This window comes from Gorillibacterium sp. sgz306347, from assembly GCF_059735245.1.
In genome coordinates this window covers 66,557-84,086 of sequence record NZ_JCAPET010000012.1, presented here as the reverse complement: position 1 = coordinate 84,086, position 17,530 = coordinate 66,557, and the positions used below count along the sequence as shown (strand labels likewise).

The 17,530-nt window shown below is 59.3% G+C and carries 19 protein-coding genes; 12 read left to right on the top strand and 7 right to left on the bottom strand.

The window, feature by feature from the left end; translation table 11 throughout:
- Positions 1-306 precede the first annotated feature (306 nt).
- Both ggt and AC6I6H_RS08950 read right to left on the bottom strand, forming a co-directional pair.
- Complete coding sequence (gene ggt / locus AC6I6H_RS08955; protein WP_497953407.1) at positions 307-1,890, bottom strand: gamma-glutamyltransferase; 1,584 nt, start codon at positions 1,888-1,890, stop codon at positions 307-309.
- Positions 1,891-1,934: 44 nt separating this feature from the next.
- Entirely contained in the window at positions 1,935-3,194 is a 1,260-nt protein-coding gene (locus AC6I6H_RS08950) for an amidase (protein ID WP_497953406.1), read from the bottom strand.
- A 535-nt stretch (positions 3,195-3,729) separates the two neighbouring features.
- Between AC6I6H_RS08950 and AC6I6H_RS08945 the strand changes: the two genes are divergently transcribed.
- Positions 3,730-3,912, top strand: a complete 183-nt coding sequence (locus tag AC6I6H_RS08945; protein WP_497953405.1) for a hypothetical protein — start codon at positions 3,730-3,732, stop codon at positions 3,910-3,912.
- 132 nt (positions 3,913-4,044) lie between these two features.
- Entirely contained in the window at positions 4,045-4,662 is a 618-nt protein-coding gene (gene udk, locus AC6I6H_RS08940) for a uridine kinase (RefSeq protein ID WP_497953404.1), read from the top strand.
- Positions 4,663-4,823: 161 nt separating this feature from the next.
- On the opposite strand, the gene AC6I6H_RS08935 is transcribed toward udk, so the two are convergent.
- Positions 4,824-5,798 (bottom strand): SPFH domain-containing protein, encoded by a 975-nt coding sequence (locus tag AC6I6H_RS08935; protein ID WP_497953403.1) that lies wholly within the window; start codon positions 5,796-5,798, stop codon positions 4,824-4,826.
- 4 nt (positions 5,799-5,802) lie between these two features.
- Positions 5,803-6,231: an NfeD family protein gene (locus AC6I6H_RS08930; protein WP_497953402.1), complete on the bottom strand. Its 429-nt coding sequence runs from the start codon at positions 6,229-6,231 to the stop codon at positions 5,803-5,805.
- A 190-nt stretch (positions 6,232-6,421) separates the two neighbouring features.
- Here AC6I6H_RS08930 and AC6I6H_RS08925 point away from each other — a divergent pair, with 190 nt between their 5' ends.
- Positions 6,422-6,757 carry a L,D-transpeptidase gene (locus AC6I6H_RS08925; RefSeq protein ID WP_497953401.1) on the top strand — a complete coding sequence of 112 codons (336 nt, stop codon included), beginning with the start codon at positions 6,422-6,424 and terminating at the stop codon, positions 6,755-6,757.
- Between the two features lie 139 nt (positions 6,758-6,896).
- Positions 6,897-7,118 carry a DUF378 domain-containing protein gene (locus tag AC6I6H_RS08920; RefSeq protein ID WP_497953400.1) on the top strand — a complete coding sequence of 74 codons (222 nt, stop codon included), beginning with the start codon at positions 6,897-6,899 and terminating at the stop codon, positions 7,116-7,118.
- Positions 7,119-7,220: 102 nt separating this feature from the next.
- Here AC6I6H_RS08920 and AC6I6H_RS08915 read toward each other — a convergent pair whose 3' ends face one another.
- From AC6I6H_RS08915 to AC6I6H_RS08905, 3 genes are all read right to left on the bottom strand, one after another.
- Positions 7,221-7,682: a hypothetical protein gene (locus AC6I6H_RS08915; RefSeq protein ID WP_497953399.1), complete on the bottom strand. Its 462-nt coding sequence runs from the start codon at positions 7,680-7,682 to the stop codon at positions 7,221-7,223.
- Between the two features lie 173 nt (positions 7,683-7,855).
- Entirely contained in the window at positions 7,856-8,416 is a 561-nt protein-coding gene (gene lepB / locus AC6I6H_RS08910; protein WP_497953398.1) for a signal peptidase I, read from the bottom strand.
- 99 nt (positions 8,417-8,515) lie between these two features.
- Positions 8,516-9,688 carry an MFS transporter gene (locus AC6I6H_RS08905; protein WP_497953397.1) on the bottom strand — a complete coding sequence of 391 codons (1,173 nt, stop codon included), beginning with the start codon at positions 9,686-9,688 and terminating at the stop codon, positions 8,516-8,518.
- Positions 9,689-9,932: 244 nt separating this feature from the next.
- On the opposite strand from AC6I6H_RS08905, the gene AC6I6H_RS08900 reads away from it, so the two are divergent.
- From AC6I6H_RS08900 to AC6I6H_RS08865, 8 genes are all read left to right on the top strand, one after another.
- A complete protein-coding gene (locus AC6I6H_RS08900) occupies positions 9,933-10,160 on the top strand; it encodes a hypothetical protein (protein ID WP_497953396.1) in 228 nt (75 codons plus the stop codon).
- A 92-nt stretch (positions 10,161-10,252) separates the two neighbouring features.
- Positions 10,253-10,546 (top strand): hypothetical protein, encoded by a 294-nt coding sequence (locus tag AC6I6H_RS08895; protein WP_497953395.1) that lies wholly within the window; start codon positions 10,253-10,255, stop codon positions 10,544-10,546.
- A 23-nt stretch (positions 10,547-10,569) separates the two neighbouring features.
- Positions 10,570-11,904: a B12-binding domain-containing radical SAM protein gene (locus tag AC6I6H_RS08890; RefSeq protein ID WP_497953394.1), complete on the top strand. Its 1,335-nt coding sequence runs from the start codon at positions 10,570-10,572 to the stop codon at positions 11,902-11,904.
- A 17-nt stretch (positions 11,905-11,921) separates the two neighbouring features.
- Positions 11,922-13,304, top strand: coding sequence for a PqqD family peptide modification chaperone (locus tag AC6I6H_RS08885; RefSeq protein WP_497953393.1), 1,383 nt, complete (start codon positions 11,922-11,924; stop codon positions 13,302-13,304).
- Between the two features lie 3 nt (positions 13,305-13,307).
- Complete coding sequence (locus AC6I6H_RS08880; protein WP_497953392.1) at positions 13,308-14,312, top strand: S8 family peptidase; 1,005 nt, start codon at positions 13,308-13,310, stop codon at positions 14,310-14,312.
- Complete coding sequence (locus AC6I6H_RS08875; RefSeq protein ID WP_497953391.1) at positions 14,299-15,633, top strand: B12-binding domain-containing radical SAM protein; 1,335 nt, start codon at positions 14,299-14,301, stop codon at positions 15,631-15,633. Before AC6I6H_RS08880 ends, AC6I6H_RS08875 begins: the two co-directional genes overlap by 14 nt.
- Positions 15,634-15,643: 10 nt before the next feature.
- Entirely contained in the window at positions 15,644-16,402 is a 759-nt protein-coding gene (locus tag AC6I6H_RS08870) for an ABC transporter ATP-binding protein (protein WP_497953390.1), read from the top strand.
- Complete coding sequence (locus AC6I6H_RS08865) at positions 16,392-17,519, top strand: ABC transporter permease (protein WP_497953389.1); 1,128 nt, start codon at positions 16,392-16,394, stop codon at positions 17,517-17,519. Before AC6I6H_RS08870 ends, AC6I6H_RS08865 begins: the two co-directional genes overlap by 11 nt.
- Positions 17,520-17,530 lie beyond the last annotated feature (11 nt).

Sequence of the window (17,530 nt, the reverse complement as noted above, 5' to 3'; positions counted from 1 at the left end):
CCGGCGCACGGCAAGCAGCCGGAAAGCCGTTTGACTCCGGCTCGCCGGACGCTTGCTCGGCTTGCTTTGCTTGCTATGCTTGCTCTCTTCATACGGCGCCGTGGTTGCTCAGCCTAGACGGCGCCGGCCTTCGTCCTTGCACCGCCATTTCCGTCCGTCATGCCTAGCGCCCTGTCCACCAGTCCACCCGAGCCTGTTCTCCTCTCTCCCCGTCCCTCCACCTGTCTACCCGTCCCTGTCCACCTGTCTACCCGTCCCTGTCCACCTGTCTACCCGCCCCTGTTTTCTCGCCGCGCCCCGCCCGGCTTACCAGCCGATGGCAGCTCCGTCCGCCCGGGGATCGGCCCCTCCGAGCAGACGGCCGTTATCGTCGATTGCAATCGCACCGGCGTGGCCCATGATCCCGTCAAACGCCGCCATCTCGCGGACGATATGGCCTGCGTCGCGGAGCGCCTGCTTCACGTCCGCCGCGATCCGGCTTTCCACCCGCAGCTCCCGGGTCGGTTCTCCCCAGGTCCGCCCCCATACCCAGCGGGGCTCTTCGACCGCCTGCTGCGGGTCCATGCCGTGATCGACCATGCGGGTCAGGAGCGCCGCCTGCGTCTGCGGCTGGCCCTCGCCGCCCTGGGTCCCGTACAGGTAGGCCGGCCGCCCGCCGCGGAACGCCATCGCGGGCATCAGCGTGTGAAAGGTTCGCTTGCCGGGCTCCAGCCGGTTGATATGATCCGAGGCAAGCGAGAAAAAAGCGCCCCGGTTTTGCAGCAGAATGCCGGTGCTTCCGGCCGTGAAGGCGGAACCGAATTCGAAATAGAGGCTCTGGATGAAGGAAACCGCGTTGCCCTGGGCGTCGACCACCGCGGCGTAAGCGGTGTCCCCCTCAATGGGACCGCCTTGGCGGTCCGCCGCCCGGGCGGGGTCTATTTCCCGGGCCAGCCGGGCGGCGGAAGCGGGGCTCAGCAGCTCGGCCAGAGCGGGCCGGTAAAAACCGGGGTCCGTTAGCGCAGCGTCCCGTTCCCGGAAGGCGAGCTTCAGCGATTCGATCAGCAAATGATAATAGGCGAACGAACCGTGCGGGACCTCCGCAACGCCGGCGCTCTCCGCGATTTGCAGCGCCAGGATGCCGGCGAAGCCCTGCGAGTTCGGCGGGCATTGGTACAGCGTATACCCCCGGTACGACCCGGCGCACGGCTCGGTCCATTCGCCGCGGTGCGCCGCAAAATCCTCCAGCGTCAGCAGGCCCCCCGCCCGCCGGAGCGAACGGACGATTTCCCCGGCGAGCGCGCCTTTGTAGAAGGCGTCCCGGCCGCCGGACGCCACGGCCCGCAGGCTCGCCGCCAGCTCGCGCTGGACAAACCGCTCTCCGGCGGACGGCACGCGTCCCCCGGGCAAGTAGATGGCGGCCGTCCGTTCGTCGGCGGCAAGCGCCGGCAGCTGCTCGCGCGTCTGCCGGTGCTGGTCGGGCGACAAGGGAATGCCCGCGGCCGCATACCCGATCGCCGGCTCCAGCAGATCGGCAAACGGAAGCCGGCCGTACGCCTCATGCACGGCCGCCCAGCTGTCGGCCATGCCGGGAACGGTGATGGCGCTCTCCGCGCCCCGCAGCGGAATGGCCGCATAGCCGGCGAACCGCTCCCGGGTCGCAAGCACACCCGAGCGGCCGCTGCCGTTGTAGGCGCGGACTTTGCCGTCCTGGCTTGCGTAGGTGAGCCAAAACGAGTCTCCGCCCAGGCCGGTCATGTGCGGGTAGACGACTGCCAGCGCGGCGCTTACGGCTACAGCGGCGTCAAAGGCGCTGCCGCCGCGGCGCAGGATGCGGGCTCCCGCTTCCGTGGCGAGGGCATGGGGACTGACGATCATCGCTTGCGTTCCCGAAGCGGGCTGTCGTTTCATAGGCGCGGCTCCTTTCGTAGGCCCTTCAGCGCTTCAGCACCGCGTCAAACCAGCGGCCCGGTTGGGGCGGCGCAGGCCGGCCCCTCCGCCGCCGGCCTGCCCTGCGCCAGATCGGCGGCCAGCCGCAGCAGCTCGCGGTCGCGTCCCGGACCGGCGACGAGGGACAGGCCGACCGGGGCTCCTTCGGCCGTTCCCCAGGGAAGCGTCACCTGCGGCAGCCCGGCCAAGCCGGCGATGCAGGTCAGCTGCATGGTTCGGGCGCGCCAATCCTCCGTTACCTCGGAGGGCAGGCCGCGCAGCGGCGCCGGACCCGGGGCGGTTGGCAATACCAGAAGGGCGTCCTCGGCCAGCAGCTGCGTCAACCGGTCCCGGATCGTCCGGCGGAGACCGGTTTCGGCCGTCAGCGTCTCGGCATGGACCGTCTCCGCAAAGGCAAACCGGCTTCCGGTGGCGGGGCCGAACCGCGGACGTTCCCGCTTGATCCATTCGCCGTGCGCCTGCCAGGCATCCTTGCCCTGCAGCAGGCGGTAGACCCTCGCCCATTCCTTCAAGCCTTCCGGCGCTATGCTCGCCGCCTTCATGCAGGGAAGGATTCCCGCGAGGCGGCGGATCATCTCCCGCGTCACCCCGCCAGCTTCTCCTTCGGCGAGGGCGAGCGCCTCACGCGCCGCGTAAGCCCGGCGAAACGGACGCTCCGTTTCCCCGGCTCCAGGGCCGCCCCCCGCCGAACCGCCGCTGCCATCACCAAGCAGGACAAGGCCCGCCCGGTAAAGAAGCTCCGCATCCCGCGCCATCCAACCCACCGTATCGAACTGCGGGGCAAGCGGCACCACCCCGTCGAGCGGCACCGCGCCATGTGTGGGGCGGAAGCCGTAAAGGCCGCAGTAAGCGGACGGGATGCGGACGGAGCCGCCGGTGTCGGTTCCGAGTGCGAAATCCGCCAGTCCGGCGGCCGCCGCTGCGGCCGATCCGCTGGAGGAGCCGCCGGGAATGCGGTTCAGGGCCGCCGGATTCAGCGGCGTTCCGTAATGATAGTTCTCCCCGTTCAAGCTGAACATCAGCTCATCCGTATGCGTAATGCCCCGGAGGCTTGCCCCCTGCTCCAGCAGCCGCCGGACGGCTTCGGCCGTCCGTTCCGCCGGGCGGTGCGTCCGCTTCCAGTCCGGGCTGCCTGCGCCCGGCGTGTGGCCGGGCAAATTAAAAACGTCCTTGGCCGCAAAAACCAGGCCGGATAATGTCCCGCTGCCAAGCGGCTTCATTTCGAAGTGCTCGTCGCTGTATGCTCCCCATTCCCTTTTTTTCATAGAGCCTCCTAGCCGGCGTTATGTTGACCAGCTCCATTTTCTGGATCGCTATGTAAGTATAAATCACACCAATACCTTTTCGTCCGGAGAAAGAGCGGCAAACTTCCGTGATCTTTTCTCCGCCTCCACATTAAGAGTGTCATATGTAATATTCTATAACCGAAAACGGAAGCTGCCAAGTGAAACTCGTGTCGGCGTTATTTTGCACTTTCCGATCCGCCGAACGCCTCCCCGTAGGACCAGGAAGCAAGACTCATTTTTTTACATCCCGGCCTTTCGTTTCTCCAGCCCCTCTCTCTCCAAAATGCCGTAATCCCGGGGATTTGGAGGACCGGCGCTTTTCTTTTCTCCCACTTTTTCCACATTCACCCTTTTCTAAATTTTCTAACAAGTCAATATCTTCAGGGAAAAGTGTGTTACAATAAACGTACCGGTTTGATGAAGGCGGATTTGGTGTAATAGTTTCTAAGCATGCGGCACAATGTATAACCTAGAGAAACAGGAGTTTGACGCTTATTCATGGGAGGGAACCGTCATGGGGATAAAAACCGATGAAGTGAGACAAAGCCTGCTCGAGTTAGCCCGCATTTATCAACCCAAGGACGCACGCCGGTTCGTGAACGATTTTGTGCGCAAGTACCGCATTACGAAAGGATATGAGGATGAACTGACCCAGCTCGTGAAGGTCGAGCTCAGCAAAACTAAAATTCCGGTTTAACCGGCCTATTCTTCCAGGCTACATAACCGACCCCGGCCCAATCGGCCGGGGTCTTTGGCGATTCCTTCAATTGTCCGGCCGCCTGCGCTGTGGTACAATTTAAGGATGCTTTGATACATGAGGAGGATTCCCTTGCTTACCATCGGAATTGCCGGCGGAACCGGCTCCGGCAAATCGACCATCGCCCGTACCATCATCAGCCGGATCGGAGCGGACAACGTCGCCATCGTCACCCAGGACAATTATTACGCGGACGGCGCCCACCTTACGTTTGAGGAACGCGTTCGGATCAATTACGATCACCCCGATTCCTTCGACAACGACCTGCTGATCCGGCATCTGCTTGAATTGAAAGAAGGCCGGATGATCGAAATGCCGGTCTATGATTTTATTACCTTTACGCGTTCCGGCGAGACGGTGCCCGTCCCGCCCCGGCCCGTCGTGATTGTGGAGGGGCTCCACACGCTGTACGATCCCCGCCTGCGCGAGCTGCTCGACATCCGGATCTTCGTCGACACCGAGCCGGACATCCGTCTTCTGCGCCGGGTGGAGCGTGACATCCAGGAGCGCGGACGGACGCTGGAGTCTGTGCACGCCCAATACATCACTTCAGTCAAGCCCATGCATGAAGCGTTTATCGAACCCTCCAAGAAGTACGCCAACGTGATTATTCCGGAGGGCGGGGAAAACCAGATCGGCATTTCCCTGATCGCCGCCCGCATTCAAAGCTACCTGCAAGGAGAAGCCTGACCGGCCGTTTTCTGACGCCCGGCTTTCCCATTTGGCCGCCGCAGCGGCTGTCCGCTGACAGCGGCATCTCTCCAAAACCGAACGAGCAGCCTTTTCGTCTGTGGCGAAAAGGCTGCTCGTTGGCGTTTCAATGGCCTCCCCCGTTCAGGGCGGAGGGGAAATCAGCTTTGCAGGGGCGGGCGTTTGACGAGTCCGCCTTCTTCTTTTTTCTTCTCCTTGAATACCTCGCCGATGGCCCCCAGGCTGCCCAGCGCATCCATCGCGCCCGTCGGGACGAACACCTTGTTGGCCGGACCCTTTGCGATCTCGATCAGCGACTCGAACGATTTGTAGGCCAGCACGTTTTCGGTCAGGCCGGCCGACTGCAAAAGCTCGATCCGGTTTTTCTCGGCTTCGGCGACGGCCTTGATGGCTTCCGCTTCCCCGAGCGCTTCCAGCTCCTGCGCCTGCCGGAGCCCCTCCGCCTGGCGGATGCGCGCTTCCCGCTCGCCCTCGGCGCGGAGAATCTTGCTCTGCTTGTCGCCTTCGGCCCGCAGAATCATATCCTGCCGCGCCGCCTCGGCCTCCAGCACGATGGCGCGCTTGCTCCGCTCGGCTTTCATCTGTTTGTCCATCGCTTCCTGAATGTCGGCCGGCGGCTTGATGTCCACCACTTCGACCCGCTCGATGCGCACGCCCCATTTTTCGGTAGCCTCGTCCAGGGCCGTGCGGATTTCGCTCGAGATCTTTTCCCGTCCGGACAGCGTTTCGTCCAGCTCCATCTTGCCGATGATCTGCCGCAGAGTGGCGGTGGTGATGTTGCGCACCCCGGAGACGTAGTCGGAAATGCCGTACGTGGCCTGCTCGGGCCCGACCACCTGATAGAAGATGATGTTGTCGATCTGCACCTGCACGTTGTCTTTCGTAATTACGGTTTGCGGCGGCACATTCGCCTGCTGAATGCGCAGGTCATGGAACGTGCGGACCTGCTCGATAAGCGGGATCAAAATATTCAGTCCGGGCGTCAGCAGACGGTGAAACTTCCCGAGCCGCTCGACCACGCCGACCCGCTGCTGCGGAACAATCTTGATGGTCATCGCAATCAGAAGGATGACCAGCACCACCAGAACGATTACGGTGATTGTCGTTGCATTCATCGCTTTAAATCGCCTCCCATTTCTGTACTTCCAGAATCGCGTTGCCCCGGTTCAGTACAATTACGCGTTCTCCTTCGGCCAGCGGAGCGTCCGATTTGGCGCTCCATGTCTCGTTTCCGACCTTCACTATCCCCATGCCGTTCTGTCCAATCGGTTCGACGACGATCCCCTGCTTGCCGACGAGGTCGTCGATCGAGTCGCGGAAGCCGCGGGAGTTGTGCAGTCTCCTCGTCAGCGGCTTCGTGAAAAAGGTGAGCACCAGCGCCGTCAAGCAGGCCACCCCCACCTGAACGACGGTCGCTCCCGGCAGCAAAAGCGCCGTGGCGAACCCGGCGAGCGCGCCGATTCCCAGCCAAAGCATATAGAAGGTCAATGTGAACAGCTCCGCGATGATCAGTGCGACTCCGATCACAAGCCACCATACCCAAGGCACGGCCATCCCCCCCTTTGTAATGTGAAAGCTTAGAAAACTTATACGCGAAAGTCCCGGAAAAGTATTCAAAACTTGACGGAACCGATTCCGCTTCCGGCGCATAGGGTATCGTGCCTGCATGGCCGTCCGCCGTTTCGGGGCTTTGTCCGGCCGGACCGCCCAATTGCGCAAAAGAAAGGATATAAAAGCCATGGCTTACCGGATCATTGTCGATTTGTCCGACCGTCAGCTTTATCTCCTGAACGGAAACCGGGTCGAACGGGGATTTCCCGTCGGCATCGGCCGGATGGCGACCCAGACGCCCCAAGGGGAGTTCACGATTGTCAACAAGCATCCGAATCCCGGAGGCCCTTTTGGCGTCCTCTGGATGGGGCTTTCCAAGCCGCATTACGGCATTCACGGCACCAACGATCCCTCTTCCATCGGCCACTATGTTTCCCATGGCTGCGTCCGCATGTACAACAACGACGTGCTTACGCTTTCCCGTTATGCTCCGATCGGCACAAGGGTTACCATCCGAGCCTGAACCCGGTCCCGATCCATAGCCGGTCCTCGTCCTTCGACGCTTAGGCTTCCTCTTTCCATCCTTCGTATGTATAGAAATTACCCGTTTACCCATACTGTAGCTGTGGCCTTACAATTTGTTACAAAAGGAGGATGGCACCGTGAAAACGTTGAATGTCCTGGCGTTGACGCTGCTCATTATCGGCGGCTTGAACTGGCTGCTGGTCGGACTGTTCCAGTGGGATCTGGTGGGCGGCCTTACCGGCGGAATGGACAGCACCATTGCGCGGGTAATCTTCGTAATCGTTGGCCTTGCCGCGATATACAGCTTTGTTTTGTACGGCAAGGTAGCGGACGATGAAAATGCGCGCACCGGGGCTTAAGCTTCCGGTGAACGGCACGGATACCCGAAAAAACAGGCCGAACGAAAGCATCCGCTTTCCGTTCGGCCTGTTTGTTTGCGCCGGCGCAGGCCGGCTGCCTGATTAATCGAACACTTCCACGTACCCGTTGTTCCGGCGGATGAGGTCGACCACCTCGGTGTAATCCTCATCGCGCGCCGTTCCGGCCAGCACATAGCGGATCTCGGAGCGGTCGCCGTCGTAGAACGCGTCGGAGTCATCCTCGTGCATCCGGGTGCCGGGCGTTTCATCCGGCGGTCCGCTGGGCCGTCCCCGGTCCTGCTCGAGCGCGTACAGGGCGGCTCCTCCGGCCGGGGCAGGTCCGCCCGGGAGACCCGAGCCGTATCCGCTCGCCGCGCCGCCCACCGCAGGCCCTCCGGCGGTCGGGTACCCGGCGACAAACGGCACCAGCAGCCGGTTGCCGCGGCCGAGGCTCTCCGGCAGCTCGGACACCTCCAGGTTCTGGAGGCCGTAGCCCTGAAGCCGGGTGCTGACTTTCAAAGCGTCGTTTTCGGTATGAAAATAAGCTTGGATTTTCTTGGCCATGCTTGTCCTCTCCCTTCGCTTGATCGGATCGGTTGCTTACGATTACTTTACCCTCCGCCACCCGCAATAACGCAGCTTTTTCGTTTCCCCGGCGGGAATATTTCTCACCGCCGCCGCATTTTCGGCTTTGGTCCGTTCGCGGCGTACCGTTCCCTGTCGCTTGGCCGCTGGCCTTATTCCTCCGAAGCGGTCACTCGGTCCATCGTGGAAAAATCGCTGAACGGGTAAAACCGGCAGACCACTTTCCCCACCAGCTGATCCCGTTCCACAAACGGATTGTCCCACAGGTGCGAATCCAGGCTGACGTTGCGGTTGTCGCCCAGGAAGAAATAGCTGTTCTCCGGCACGGAGACCGGCCCATATTCGTAGGTCATCGGTTCCTTCAGGTAAGGCTCCCGGATTTTCTTGCCGTTGCGGATCAGCGTCCCGTCGCGGATCTCGATGGTGTCGCCCGGAAGACCGATCAGGCGCTTGATGTAGCGCTGGTTTTCCTTCCCTTCGATCGGCGGGTAAAAGACAACGATATCTCCAAACTCAAACCGGGTAAGCGGAACCATTTTCTCGATCAGAAAACGGTCGTTCAGCTGGATGGTCGGCAGCATAGAGCCGGTCGGCACCACAATCCCTTCGGCCACGTAATTTTTGACGAAGACCGCCAAAAAGCAGGCGGCCAAAAAGATCGGAAGCAGGCTCCTCAGCCGCTTCCTTTGCGGTTTCGCGCTTTCCGTTTCCATGAACGTCCCTCCCTGGTTCAAATTTGGAAGAAGTCCGGGCGCCTCTCGTTCCGTTCCTTGTTGTGGCGTCACTCACCAAATACCCGTTTTGCGCCGGGGTCAATCAGGCCGGGTTTCTTTCCCGAGCAGCAGAAGAACCGCCACCCCGACGGCCAGCGCGCCGGTAAAAATCGAGAAGATAAACAGGTAGGAATAGCCTCCTCCCGCCAAGGCCCCAACCAGATAAGGCGCGATGGCGCTGCCGATCCGGCCGAAGCCGGAAGCGAAGCCGGAGCCCGAAGCCCGCACCTCGTCCGGGTAATTCTCCGGCGTATAGGCGTAAAGCGCTCCCCAGGCGCCCAGATTGAAGAAAGACAGCAGCATGCCCCAGAGCAGCAGCAGCGGCGCCGTCTCGCTCGCGCCGAAGAAGGCCGCGCAGACCCCCGTCATCGCCAGAAAAAGGGCGAGCGTAGGCTTGCGTCCCCAGCGCTCGACCAGCCAGGCCGCGGCGAAGTACCCGGGCAGCTGGGCAAGGGTGATCCACAGCACGTATTTGAAGCTGTTGATCATCGTAAAGCCCTTGTCCACCAGCACCGAAGGCATCCACAAAAACATGCCGTAGTACGAAAAGGCCACCGCGAACCAGACGACCCACAAGACGGCGGTGCGCCTTCCGTGATGCCGGAAAATGGCCGAAAGCGGCACCTTGCGGCGGATTTCGGCCGGCCGCGTCTCGGGTATGCCCCGCCGGATCAGGATCGCGTAGACGAGCGGCAGCGCCCCGACCAGAATGGCGACCCGCCAGCCGTATTCCGGGATCACGAAGTAAGCGAGCGCTGCCGCAGCGATCCAGCCGACCGCCCAAAAGCTTTCCAGCAGGACGACCGTGCGGCCTTTTTTGTCGGGCGGCGCGAGCTCGTTGACCAGCGTGGAAGCGACCGGCAGCTCGGCCCCCAGACCGAGGCCCATGACTAGCCGCAGGGCGAGCATAACGGCCAGTCCCGGCGAAAAGGCGCTGGCCAGGCTGGCCGCGCCGAACACCATCAGCGTGGCCAGGAACAGCGGCCGCCTGCCCCAGCGGTCGGCGAGGTACCCGCCGAGCGGCGCGCCGATGGCCATGCCGGCCGTGGTGAAGGTGCCGAGCAGGCCTTTTTCGGTAGGCGTCAGTCCCCACTCGCTTGTTAGTTGGACGATGATAAATGAAAGCAGCCCTACGTCCAGGGCGTCAAACAGCCAGCCGAATCCGGCCGACCAAAAAACCTTGCGGTAGCTTGGAGCGGCTTCCCGCTTCATACGCCAGTCCCCTCTCTATCTGTTATCCAGGCAGGATGCCGTCAGTATTAACTATACCCATCTTGCGGCGCACAGCAAACGCATCCTCCGGGAAGGAAGCCTTCTATTCCGCCACGATCCATTTGTGAATTTTTGGACATAATCCCAAAATAACTGATATATTTACCATTCAGTATATTGACAGTAAATTATTTAGCAGTAAAATGAACTTGCAAATCCCATATTATGTAAAGGAGGGTTGAAAATGAAGGTTTATATGGCTCCTGAACTCATCACTTCTTTCCAGCAAACGGAAGTTTATAGTCCCTCTTCCTTCCTGGAGACTGTCATCAGCTCGGCCGTCGGCGGCGCCGTCAGCGGCGCGGTTGGCGGTGCCGTCAGCGGAATCATCAGCTCCGCCGGAGGCGGAGGCGCCGCAACCGCTGCGGTTGTCGTTGCCGACGCCGTTCCCGGACCCGCCGTACCGGGCTGATCCGGTCTCGCGCTTCAAGGCCAATGCCGCCTGCGGGCGGCATTGGTCCTTGAAACCGGAACGCGAAACGCATGATCGGGAGGGACCCATTAATGCATATTGAAGAAAACAGCATCGTTAAGCAGGAATGCAACAACTGGTACGTCCGCGAAGAGGACCAGCTCGTCCAAATTTGCAATCAGGACGGCGTGAAAGTAATTTTGACCGCCAAAGCATCTCTGGTATGGACGTCGATCAACTACGAAAGCTCCTACGAGCTCTTGTGGAGCAGGGTGCGGCACAGCCTGACGCAAGAGGAACTGACCGAGACCGTAAGCAAGCTGCGCGACTTCCAGCTTCTCAGCGTGGTAAGCGAGGAAAACGAGTTCGATTCCATTTTCAATTAGGCCCGCCAAAAGGAGACGCATTTATGGACCGTCTGGACGTCCTTCTTTTAAACCTGCCAACAACCAGTTGGTACAAGGATAAATTCGCCAAAGCGAACGGCATGCCCCCGCTGGGGCTTCTCTATATCGGCACCGTTCTTCAGGAACACGGTTATTCCGTCCAGGTGATCGATTTCTCGGTGGAGTCGTTCTCCAAGGAATCGGCGGCGGAAACCCTAAGGACGCTGAATCCGCGGGTCATCGGCATGAGCACCTACAACGAATCATGGAAAGCCCAACAGTTGTTGTGCCGGCTTGCCAAGCAATGCGTGCCCGATGCCTTCGTTTTTGCCGGCGGCGCCTTCGCCACCTTTTGCCACGAAGATATTTTAAAGCAGACGGAAACCGATTTTGTGATCCAGGGTGAAGGGGAGTATGCGGCGCTTGCGTTGTGCAACCGGCTGTTGCGCGGCGAAAGCAGCCCGCTGGAGGAGATCCCGGGCATCGTGCTCAGGCGGCTTGACGGCGGCATTCACGTCAACCGCTCCCATAACCGGATCACCGATCTGGATTCTCTGCCCATTCCCAACCGCGATCTTGTGAACCTGGACCGGTACCTGCTTCCGTTTACGATCAGTACGGCCCGGGGCTGCCCCGGGGAATGCATTTTTTGTTCCTCTCGCGCCTTCTGGGGCAAAAAGGTATACATGCGCTCCGCGCAAAACGTCTTCGACGAATTCATGCACATCTACCGCAAATACGGGAATGAGATCTTCTACTTAACGGACGACACTTTTACCTCCTCCGCCCGGCGGGCGCACGAGTTTTGCCGACTCGTCAAGGAAGCCAAAGTGAACTTCATTTGGGGCTGTGAATCGAGAGCCGACGTGCTGAACGACGAGCTGATGAAGGATTTGTCGGAGGCGGGGTGCCGAAAGATCCAGATTGGCTTGGAGAGCGCCGACAATGAAATTTTGCGCAAGCTCAAAAAGCGGGTCACCATCGAACAAATCGAAGCCGGAATCCAGCTGGCTGCCAAATACAAAATGCACGTCTCCGCCTCCTTCATCATCGGGCACGCTTTCGATACGGCGGAAACGGTGGAGAAAACCATCCGGTTCGCCGAGCATATCCAGAGGACTTACGGCACCTTTGTCATGGGAAGCGTCAACACCCCGTTTCCCGGCACGGAGCAATACGACCGAGCCGCCGAATTGGGCATCTCGATTCACACCGACAACTGGGATAATTTCAAGCTGAATATGCCGATTATCAGCACTGCGCACCTCAACCGGGATACGCTCCAGAAATATCACGGCGAAGTGACGGAGCTGATGAACCGGAACGATCTCGTCGGCCGGGAACTTGCCGATTTATGAGCGCAGGGGAGGATTTTATGTCCATTACCGATAAAAACCTGTATTTTGACCGGGAGGCCTACCGGGAGGAGGAAAAGGACGGCTACAGCGTCCTCATTTCCAACCGCCATTTCGTCTGGCTGAAGACGGGGCTGACCGGCAGGGACATTTTGTTCAAGCTGGACGGGACGCGTTCCCTTCGATCCGTTATTCAAGAAATCGCCCTGGAGTACGAGCTGCCCTTGCATGCGATCCGGCAAGACATTGAGGACTTCATCCGGGTTTGCATGGACCGGGGACTGGTCGCCGAAGCCGGAGACCCCTTCGAAACGGTGGAATATGATCAGCGCCTGAAATCGGTCCACCTGTCTATCACCAATGCCTGCTCCTTATCCTGCGAATACTGCAACAAATCCGTAACGGCCGAGCCGGAGCGGCAGGAGTTCTTGTCCTCCTCCGATTTGGCCGCATATTTCCGCCTCCTGTTTCCGGACGGAGACGGGTCCGCCGCTTTGGTTGTTTTAACCGGAGGAGAGCCGCTCATGCATCCCGGGCTGGAGGAGTTGTTCCGGACGATTCGAGCTTTTGGCTGCAAGGCCGCGCTGTTTACGAATGGGATTTTTTTAACCGAACAAAATGCGCCGCTCCTGAAAGAATATTGCGAATACCTCCTGCTGTCCATCGACGATGAAAATGAAGCACGCAATGACCGCATCCGGGGAACCGGGGCTTACCAAGGCGCGGTGCGGGCTGCGCAAATATGCCGGTCGTTCGGCATTCCTTTCTTTTTGGCCGCCACGCCGACGGTATCCAACATCGGCACGATCGACAAAATGCTGGCCTTTGCGCACGAAGCCGAAGCCATCGGCTTGCAGTGGAACGAACCGGTATGGGTGACGGAAGACGGAACCAGCCTTCAGGAGCATTTTGATTACGACAAAGAGACGTATACCAAGAAATTCGCTTACTTGTCCAAGCGCTCGACCATCGTCAATTCCTGGAAGAACACCAAGTTGAAGCTCGCGCAGGCCAACAAGCCGACGATCGTTTTCATGAACGACCGCACGGGCTGCATGAACCAAATCTTCGCTTTGGCTCCCAAACGGAACTGCGGGGCCGGCATCAACAAAATCAGTCTGGATTACCGGGGGGATGTTTTCCCCTGCCATAACCTGCATATAACCGAAACCCGGCTGGGAACGATCGAGGCATTCGCTTCCGGACGCTGCCGGGTTCCCCTGCCTGAAGATGTGGCGGAATGCGCCGATTGCGGGCACAAGCTGTTTTGCCTGGGCGGCTGCAAAGCGGAAACGTATTTTAAAACCGGCAGTCTGGAGGCGCAATATCCTTACTGCGCCGAAATCCGGGAGAATTACCGCGAAATTCTCTGGAGCCCCTTGCGGCCGGTCAAGAAGGGCTAGCCAATGGACGCGCTGTTCCCGTGCAAATCCCCCGCGGTATACGAGCTGATGAACGACCGGTACGGAGCGTATCTATGGGGCTTGCGCCTGGCCGCCCCGGAGGAAGCGTGGCTTTCGCTGCCGCACGAGGTGTTAAGCTCTCTTACGGTTGCGGTAATTGACTCGGGTATTGACGACACGCACGAGGACTTGGCCGGGTCGGTCGCGCCGGGCTTTAATTTTCTGGACGGCAGTTCCCGCACGGCCGATGAGCTGGGCCACGGCACCCGTGTCGCGGGGATTATCGCGGCGGAGCGAAACAACGGGCTCGGCATTGCGGGAATTGCGCACGGTGTCCGGCTTGTCCCGCTAAAGGTGATGGACAACAACGGAAAGGCGGAGATTCGGCACATCGTCCAAGCACTTCGCTGGTGCTTAGAGCATTCGGTTAGCGTGGTGAATCTCAGCATCGGCTATCCCGACCGCACCCACCTTCCCGGCGCAGCCCTTTCCTTTTATCACGACCAGGAGGAGCGTCTTATCCGCGAGCTGCTGAAACGCTCCATTCCCGTCGTCTGCGCGGTCGGCAATGACAGCGGCAGCCCGATGCAGTTTCCCGCCTGCTATCCGGGCGTCATTCCCGCCGCCTCTTGCGGCATCCGGGGCAGGCCATTCGCTCTGTACAAGGCGCCGCGGAACAACCGGACTACGTCAAGGACGCTGTTTGCCCCCGGCGAGCACATTTTGACCACGGATTTGCAAAACCGGTATGCCTACGATTTTGGAAGCTCCATGGCCGCCGCTTTTGTTTCGGGCTCCGTGGCATTAGTCAAAGCGGCCAACCCGGGCCTCTCTCCCGGCCGGATTCATCAATTGCTTCTGGAGACCGCCCGGACTGTTTTCTGCGACGGCGATCCGGTTCCGGTGAAGGTGCTTGACGCCGGGAATGCATTTGCCGAAGCAAGCCGATTAAGTGAGCCCCCATTCTCAACCCGTTTGAAGGAGTCGTTAGCCGATGGCCAAAGCTGATGTCTTGCTCATCAATATTCCCACCTACCGCAAGTACAAAAAGGACATGGCCACGGTCCTGTCCATGCCTCCGCTGGGACTGCTTTACCTTGCTTCCCATGCGAACAAAAGCGGCTACACGGTTCGTCTTGTTGACATGTCCGTCGAGTATTTCAACCAAGAAGCGTTTACCCGGCTTTTGCAGGAAACCTCGCCGCGGGCCGTCGGGCTCTCCACCTTTGTGGAATCCTGGTCGGCCATCAGAGTCTTGGCCAAGCAGATCAAGGCGGAGCTGCCCGATACGGCCCTGATCGCCGGCGGAGGCTGCGCCACTTTTTGCCACGAGGAAATGCTGTCACAGTTCGAGATTGATTACATCATCTTCGGCGAGGGCGAATATACTTTTGTTCATCTGCTCGACTTCCTCCTGCGCAAAGAAGGCTCGCTGGACGCGATCAGAGGAATCGCTTACCGGGACGCAAACCGCAGGATCGTCAAAACGGGTCCCGCCGACCGGATCCGAAACCTGGATGACCTGGAAGTACCTAACCGGGATCTGATCGATATGGACAAATACGTTTATCCGGTCACCATCTCCACGGCTCGGGGCTGTCCGGGGGATTGTATTTTTTGCTCCTCGCGGGCGTTTTGGGGAAGCCAGATCCGGTTTCGGTCCCCTCAAAACATTTTGGCGGAAATCATGGCGGCGGAAGAACGTTACCATCAGACCATGTTTTTTATCGTGGACGACACCTTTACCATGAATCCCAAGCGAACGCTGGAATTTTGCCGGCTGCTCCGGGAAACGGGGAAAAAGTTCATCTGGGGCTGCGAATCGCGCGCCGATGTGGTCAGCGAGGAGCTGCTGCGCGGCTTGTACGCAGCCGGGTGCCGGAAAATCCAGTTTGGCATGGAGAGCGGAAATAACGAGGTGCTTCGCCAAATCGGCAAAAAAGTCACGGTGGAGCAGATCGAGAATGCGGTCCGGCTGGCCTCCGATATCGGCTTCGATATCAACGTATCCTTTATCCTCGGCCATGCCTGCGACACCCACGAAACGGTTCGGGAATCCATCCGCATGGCGCTTCATCTGCGGGATGCTTACAAGGCGAACGTATTCGGAAGCATAAATACCCCTTATCCCGGAACCCCGCTTTTTGAGAAGCGCGGCGAGCTTGGCGTCGAAATACTGACCGCCAACTGGGACAAATACACGATGGACAACGCGATCATCAACACCGCTCATTTGAAAGCAGCGGATCTTCGGGAATATTACCAGAAATTTGTGGATGTGCTGCTGGGGAAAAGCAACAGCTTCGCCGGGCAGCGGCAGCCGCAATAAGGGGAACGCCATGGCGATTATCGAGCTTCATGAGGTAAGGAAGCAATACCCCGGGAACGATTACGACAGCGTGGATAACTTGACGTTTGCCTTCGAGGCCGGAAAAATTTCCGGATTGCTCGGCCATAACGGCGCCGGCAAATCCACCACCATGAAGCTTTTGTCCACGCTTTACAAGCCGACCTCCGGCTTCATTCGAATCAAGGACCGCGACTCCGTCAAGCAGGCCGCTCAAATCAAGCGGCATCTGGGCCTCGTTTACGAGCATCCGCGGCTCTATGAGCAGCTGACAGGAGAGGAAAACATCCTCTATTTCGCCGGTCTTTTCGGGATGAGCTCCGCCGCTGCGAAAAGCAGGGCCGACACGTTGTACAAGAGCCTTGGGGTGGACTTTTCCCAACAGACGGTGCGCACGTATTCCAAGGGCATGAAGCAGAAAATCGCCCTGATCCGCTGCCTGATCACGGACCCGGAGATCATCCTCATGGACGAGCCGACAAGCGGGCTCGACATCGTGGCCCGCAACGAAATCCGGGAATGGATCATCCGCCTGAAGGACCAGGGAAAAACGATCGTCATTACCTCTCATATCGCAGAGGATATCGAGAAGCTCTGCGACAAGACCGTCATTCTATATAAAGGACGCATGCTGGAGGATTGCCCGATTCCGTTGTTAAAAGAGAAATATGCGGCGGCCAGCTTTGAAGAAGCTTACATTGCCATTCAAAACCGCTATGAGATAAAGGGGCCGGACCTTCATGATCACTAGGATTGTGAAAAAGGAGCTGCGGGAAATCTTCCGGGACAAACGCGGCTTGTTCTTGACGATTTTGATGCCCGTCGTCTTCATCGGACTCGTCTCGGCGATCAGCGCCTTCTCCAGCATCTGGGCGGGCGGCGGCGGCAAGACGGTTCCTATTGCGGCGGACAGCGGCGGCGGCCGGCTGCTGGGAGAACTCGGCCCTCCGTTCACCTTATCGCTTGAGGACCCGAATCGGATCGAGTCCCTGGTCCGGTCCGAGGATGTAAAGCTCGGCGTCCTTTGGAACGCGCAGGAGAAGCAGCTGCGTTTTATCCAGAACGAGAACAGCAAGGATGATCCGGCGGTGGCCGCAGCCAGGGAAGCCATTTCCCTCAAATTCCGGCTTGCCTTGACCCCTTCCGCAAAGCTGCCGGAAATAAAGGTCCAAGTGGACGAAGTGGCAAAGGATTACCGGCCGGTCGTCCTGAAGCTGATTGCCGTCATCAGCGCTTACGTCATTTTTCTGCTGACCATCCGTCTGCACGGATCAATCTCTTATTTCCTGACTACCAAAGAGAAGTACTCGGGAACGCTGGAAATCCTGCTGATGTCTCCGGCCAGTCCGGGTCAAATCGTGCTGGCCAAGTGGATCACCTGTCTCATCACCAGCTTTGTCATGGCCGGCATCGTGGCGATCCCTTTGTATGCGGGGTTTCTTTTGGTGTTCCAGGGCGTGCTGCACGTCCCCCTTCATTTGGGCGTGCAAGTCCCCGTGCTCGCCGCAGAGCTGCTCAGCTTTTCGGCCGTTTTTTCAAGCGTCCAGCTGCTGCTCGGATTTTTGCCGCAAAACGCCAGGCAAACCCAGTTGATCGTGACGTACATTCCCTGGCTGTTCATTTTGGTGCTGTCCGTTGCGTTCGCGGCGGATTTGCGCACCCTTTCCCGCTATTCTCCCGGCCTCATGTGGCTCGATTATGTTCCGGTTGTGAATTTCTACAGCTTGATGCAGATGACGACTATGCAGGCTTTCCGCTGGAGCAAGACTGCGGTGATCCTGGCCGTCAACGGACTGGCGGCGCTGGCCTGCCTCGCTTATTTGATCCGTTTGTTTAAGAGCGAACGGGTTCTTTATTTCAAATTTTAAACGGGAAAGCC

Coding starts and splice junctions, on each gene's coding strand:
- AC6I6H_RS08890 (WP_497953394.1), top strand. CDS start 10,570: ATGGACCGTCTGGACGTCCTTCTTTTAAACCTGCCAACAACCAGTTGG.
- ggt (WP_497953407.1), bottom strand. CDS start 1,890: ATGAAACGACAGCCCGCTTCGGGAACGCAAGCGATGATCGTCAGTCCC.
- AC6I6H_RS08925 (WP_497953401.1), top strand. CDS start 6,422: ATGGCTTACCGGATCATTGTCGATTTGTCCGACCGTCAGCTTTATCTC.
- AC6I6H_RS08900 (WP_497953396.1), top strand. CDS start 9,933: ATGAAGGTTTATATGGCTCCTGAACTCATCACTTCTTTCCAGCAAACG.
- lepB (WP_497953398.1), bottom strand. CDS start 8,416: ATGGAAACGGAAAGCGCGAAACCGCAAAGGAAGCGGCTGAGGAGCCTG.
- AC6I6H_RS08880 (WP_497953392.1), top strand. CDS start 13,308: ATGGACGCGCTGTTCCCGTGCAAATCCCCCGCGGTATACGAGCTGATG.
- AC6I6H_RS08875 (WP_497953391.1), top strand. CDS start 14,299: ATGGCCAAAGCTGATGTCTTGCTCATCAATATTCCCACCTACCGCAAG.
- AC6I6H_RS08870 (WP_497953390.1), top strand. CDS start 15,644: ATGGCGATTATCGAGCTTCATGAGGTAAGGAAGCAATACCCCGGGAAC.
- AC6I6H_RS08885 (WP_497953393.1), top strand. CDS start 11,922: ATGTCCATTACCGATAAAAACCTGTATTTTGACCGGGAGGCCTACCGG.
- AC6I6H_RS08865 (WP_497953389.1), top strand. CDS start 16,392: ATGATCACTAGGATTGTGAAAAAGGAGCTGCGGGAAATCTTCCGGGAC.
- AC6I6H_RS08935 (WP_497953403.1), bottom strand. CDS start 5,798: ATGAATGCAACGACAATCACCGTAATCGTTCTGGTGGTGCTGGTCATC.
- AC6I6H_RS08945 (WP_497953405.1), top strand. CDS start 3,730: ATGGGGATAAAAACCGATGAAGTGAGACAAAGCCTGCTCGAGTTAGCC.
- AC6I6H_RS08895 (WP_497953395.1), top strand. CDS start 10,253: ATGCATATTGAAGAAAACAGCATCGTTAAGCAGGAATGCAACAACTGG.
- AC6I6H_RS08905 (WP_497953397.1), bottom strand. CDS start 9,688: ATGAAGCGGGAAGCCGCTCCAAGCTACCGCAAGGTTTTTTGGTCGGCC.
- AC6I6H_RS08915 (WP_497953399.1), bottom strand. CDS start 7,682: ATGGCCAAGAAAATCCAAGCTTATTTTCATACCGAAAACGACGCTTTG.
- AC6I6H_RS08950 (WP_497953406.1), bottom strand. CDS start 3,194: ATGAAAAAAAGGGAATGGGGAGCATACAGCGACGAGCACTTCGAAATG.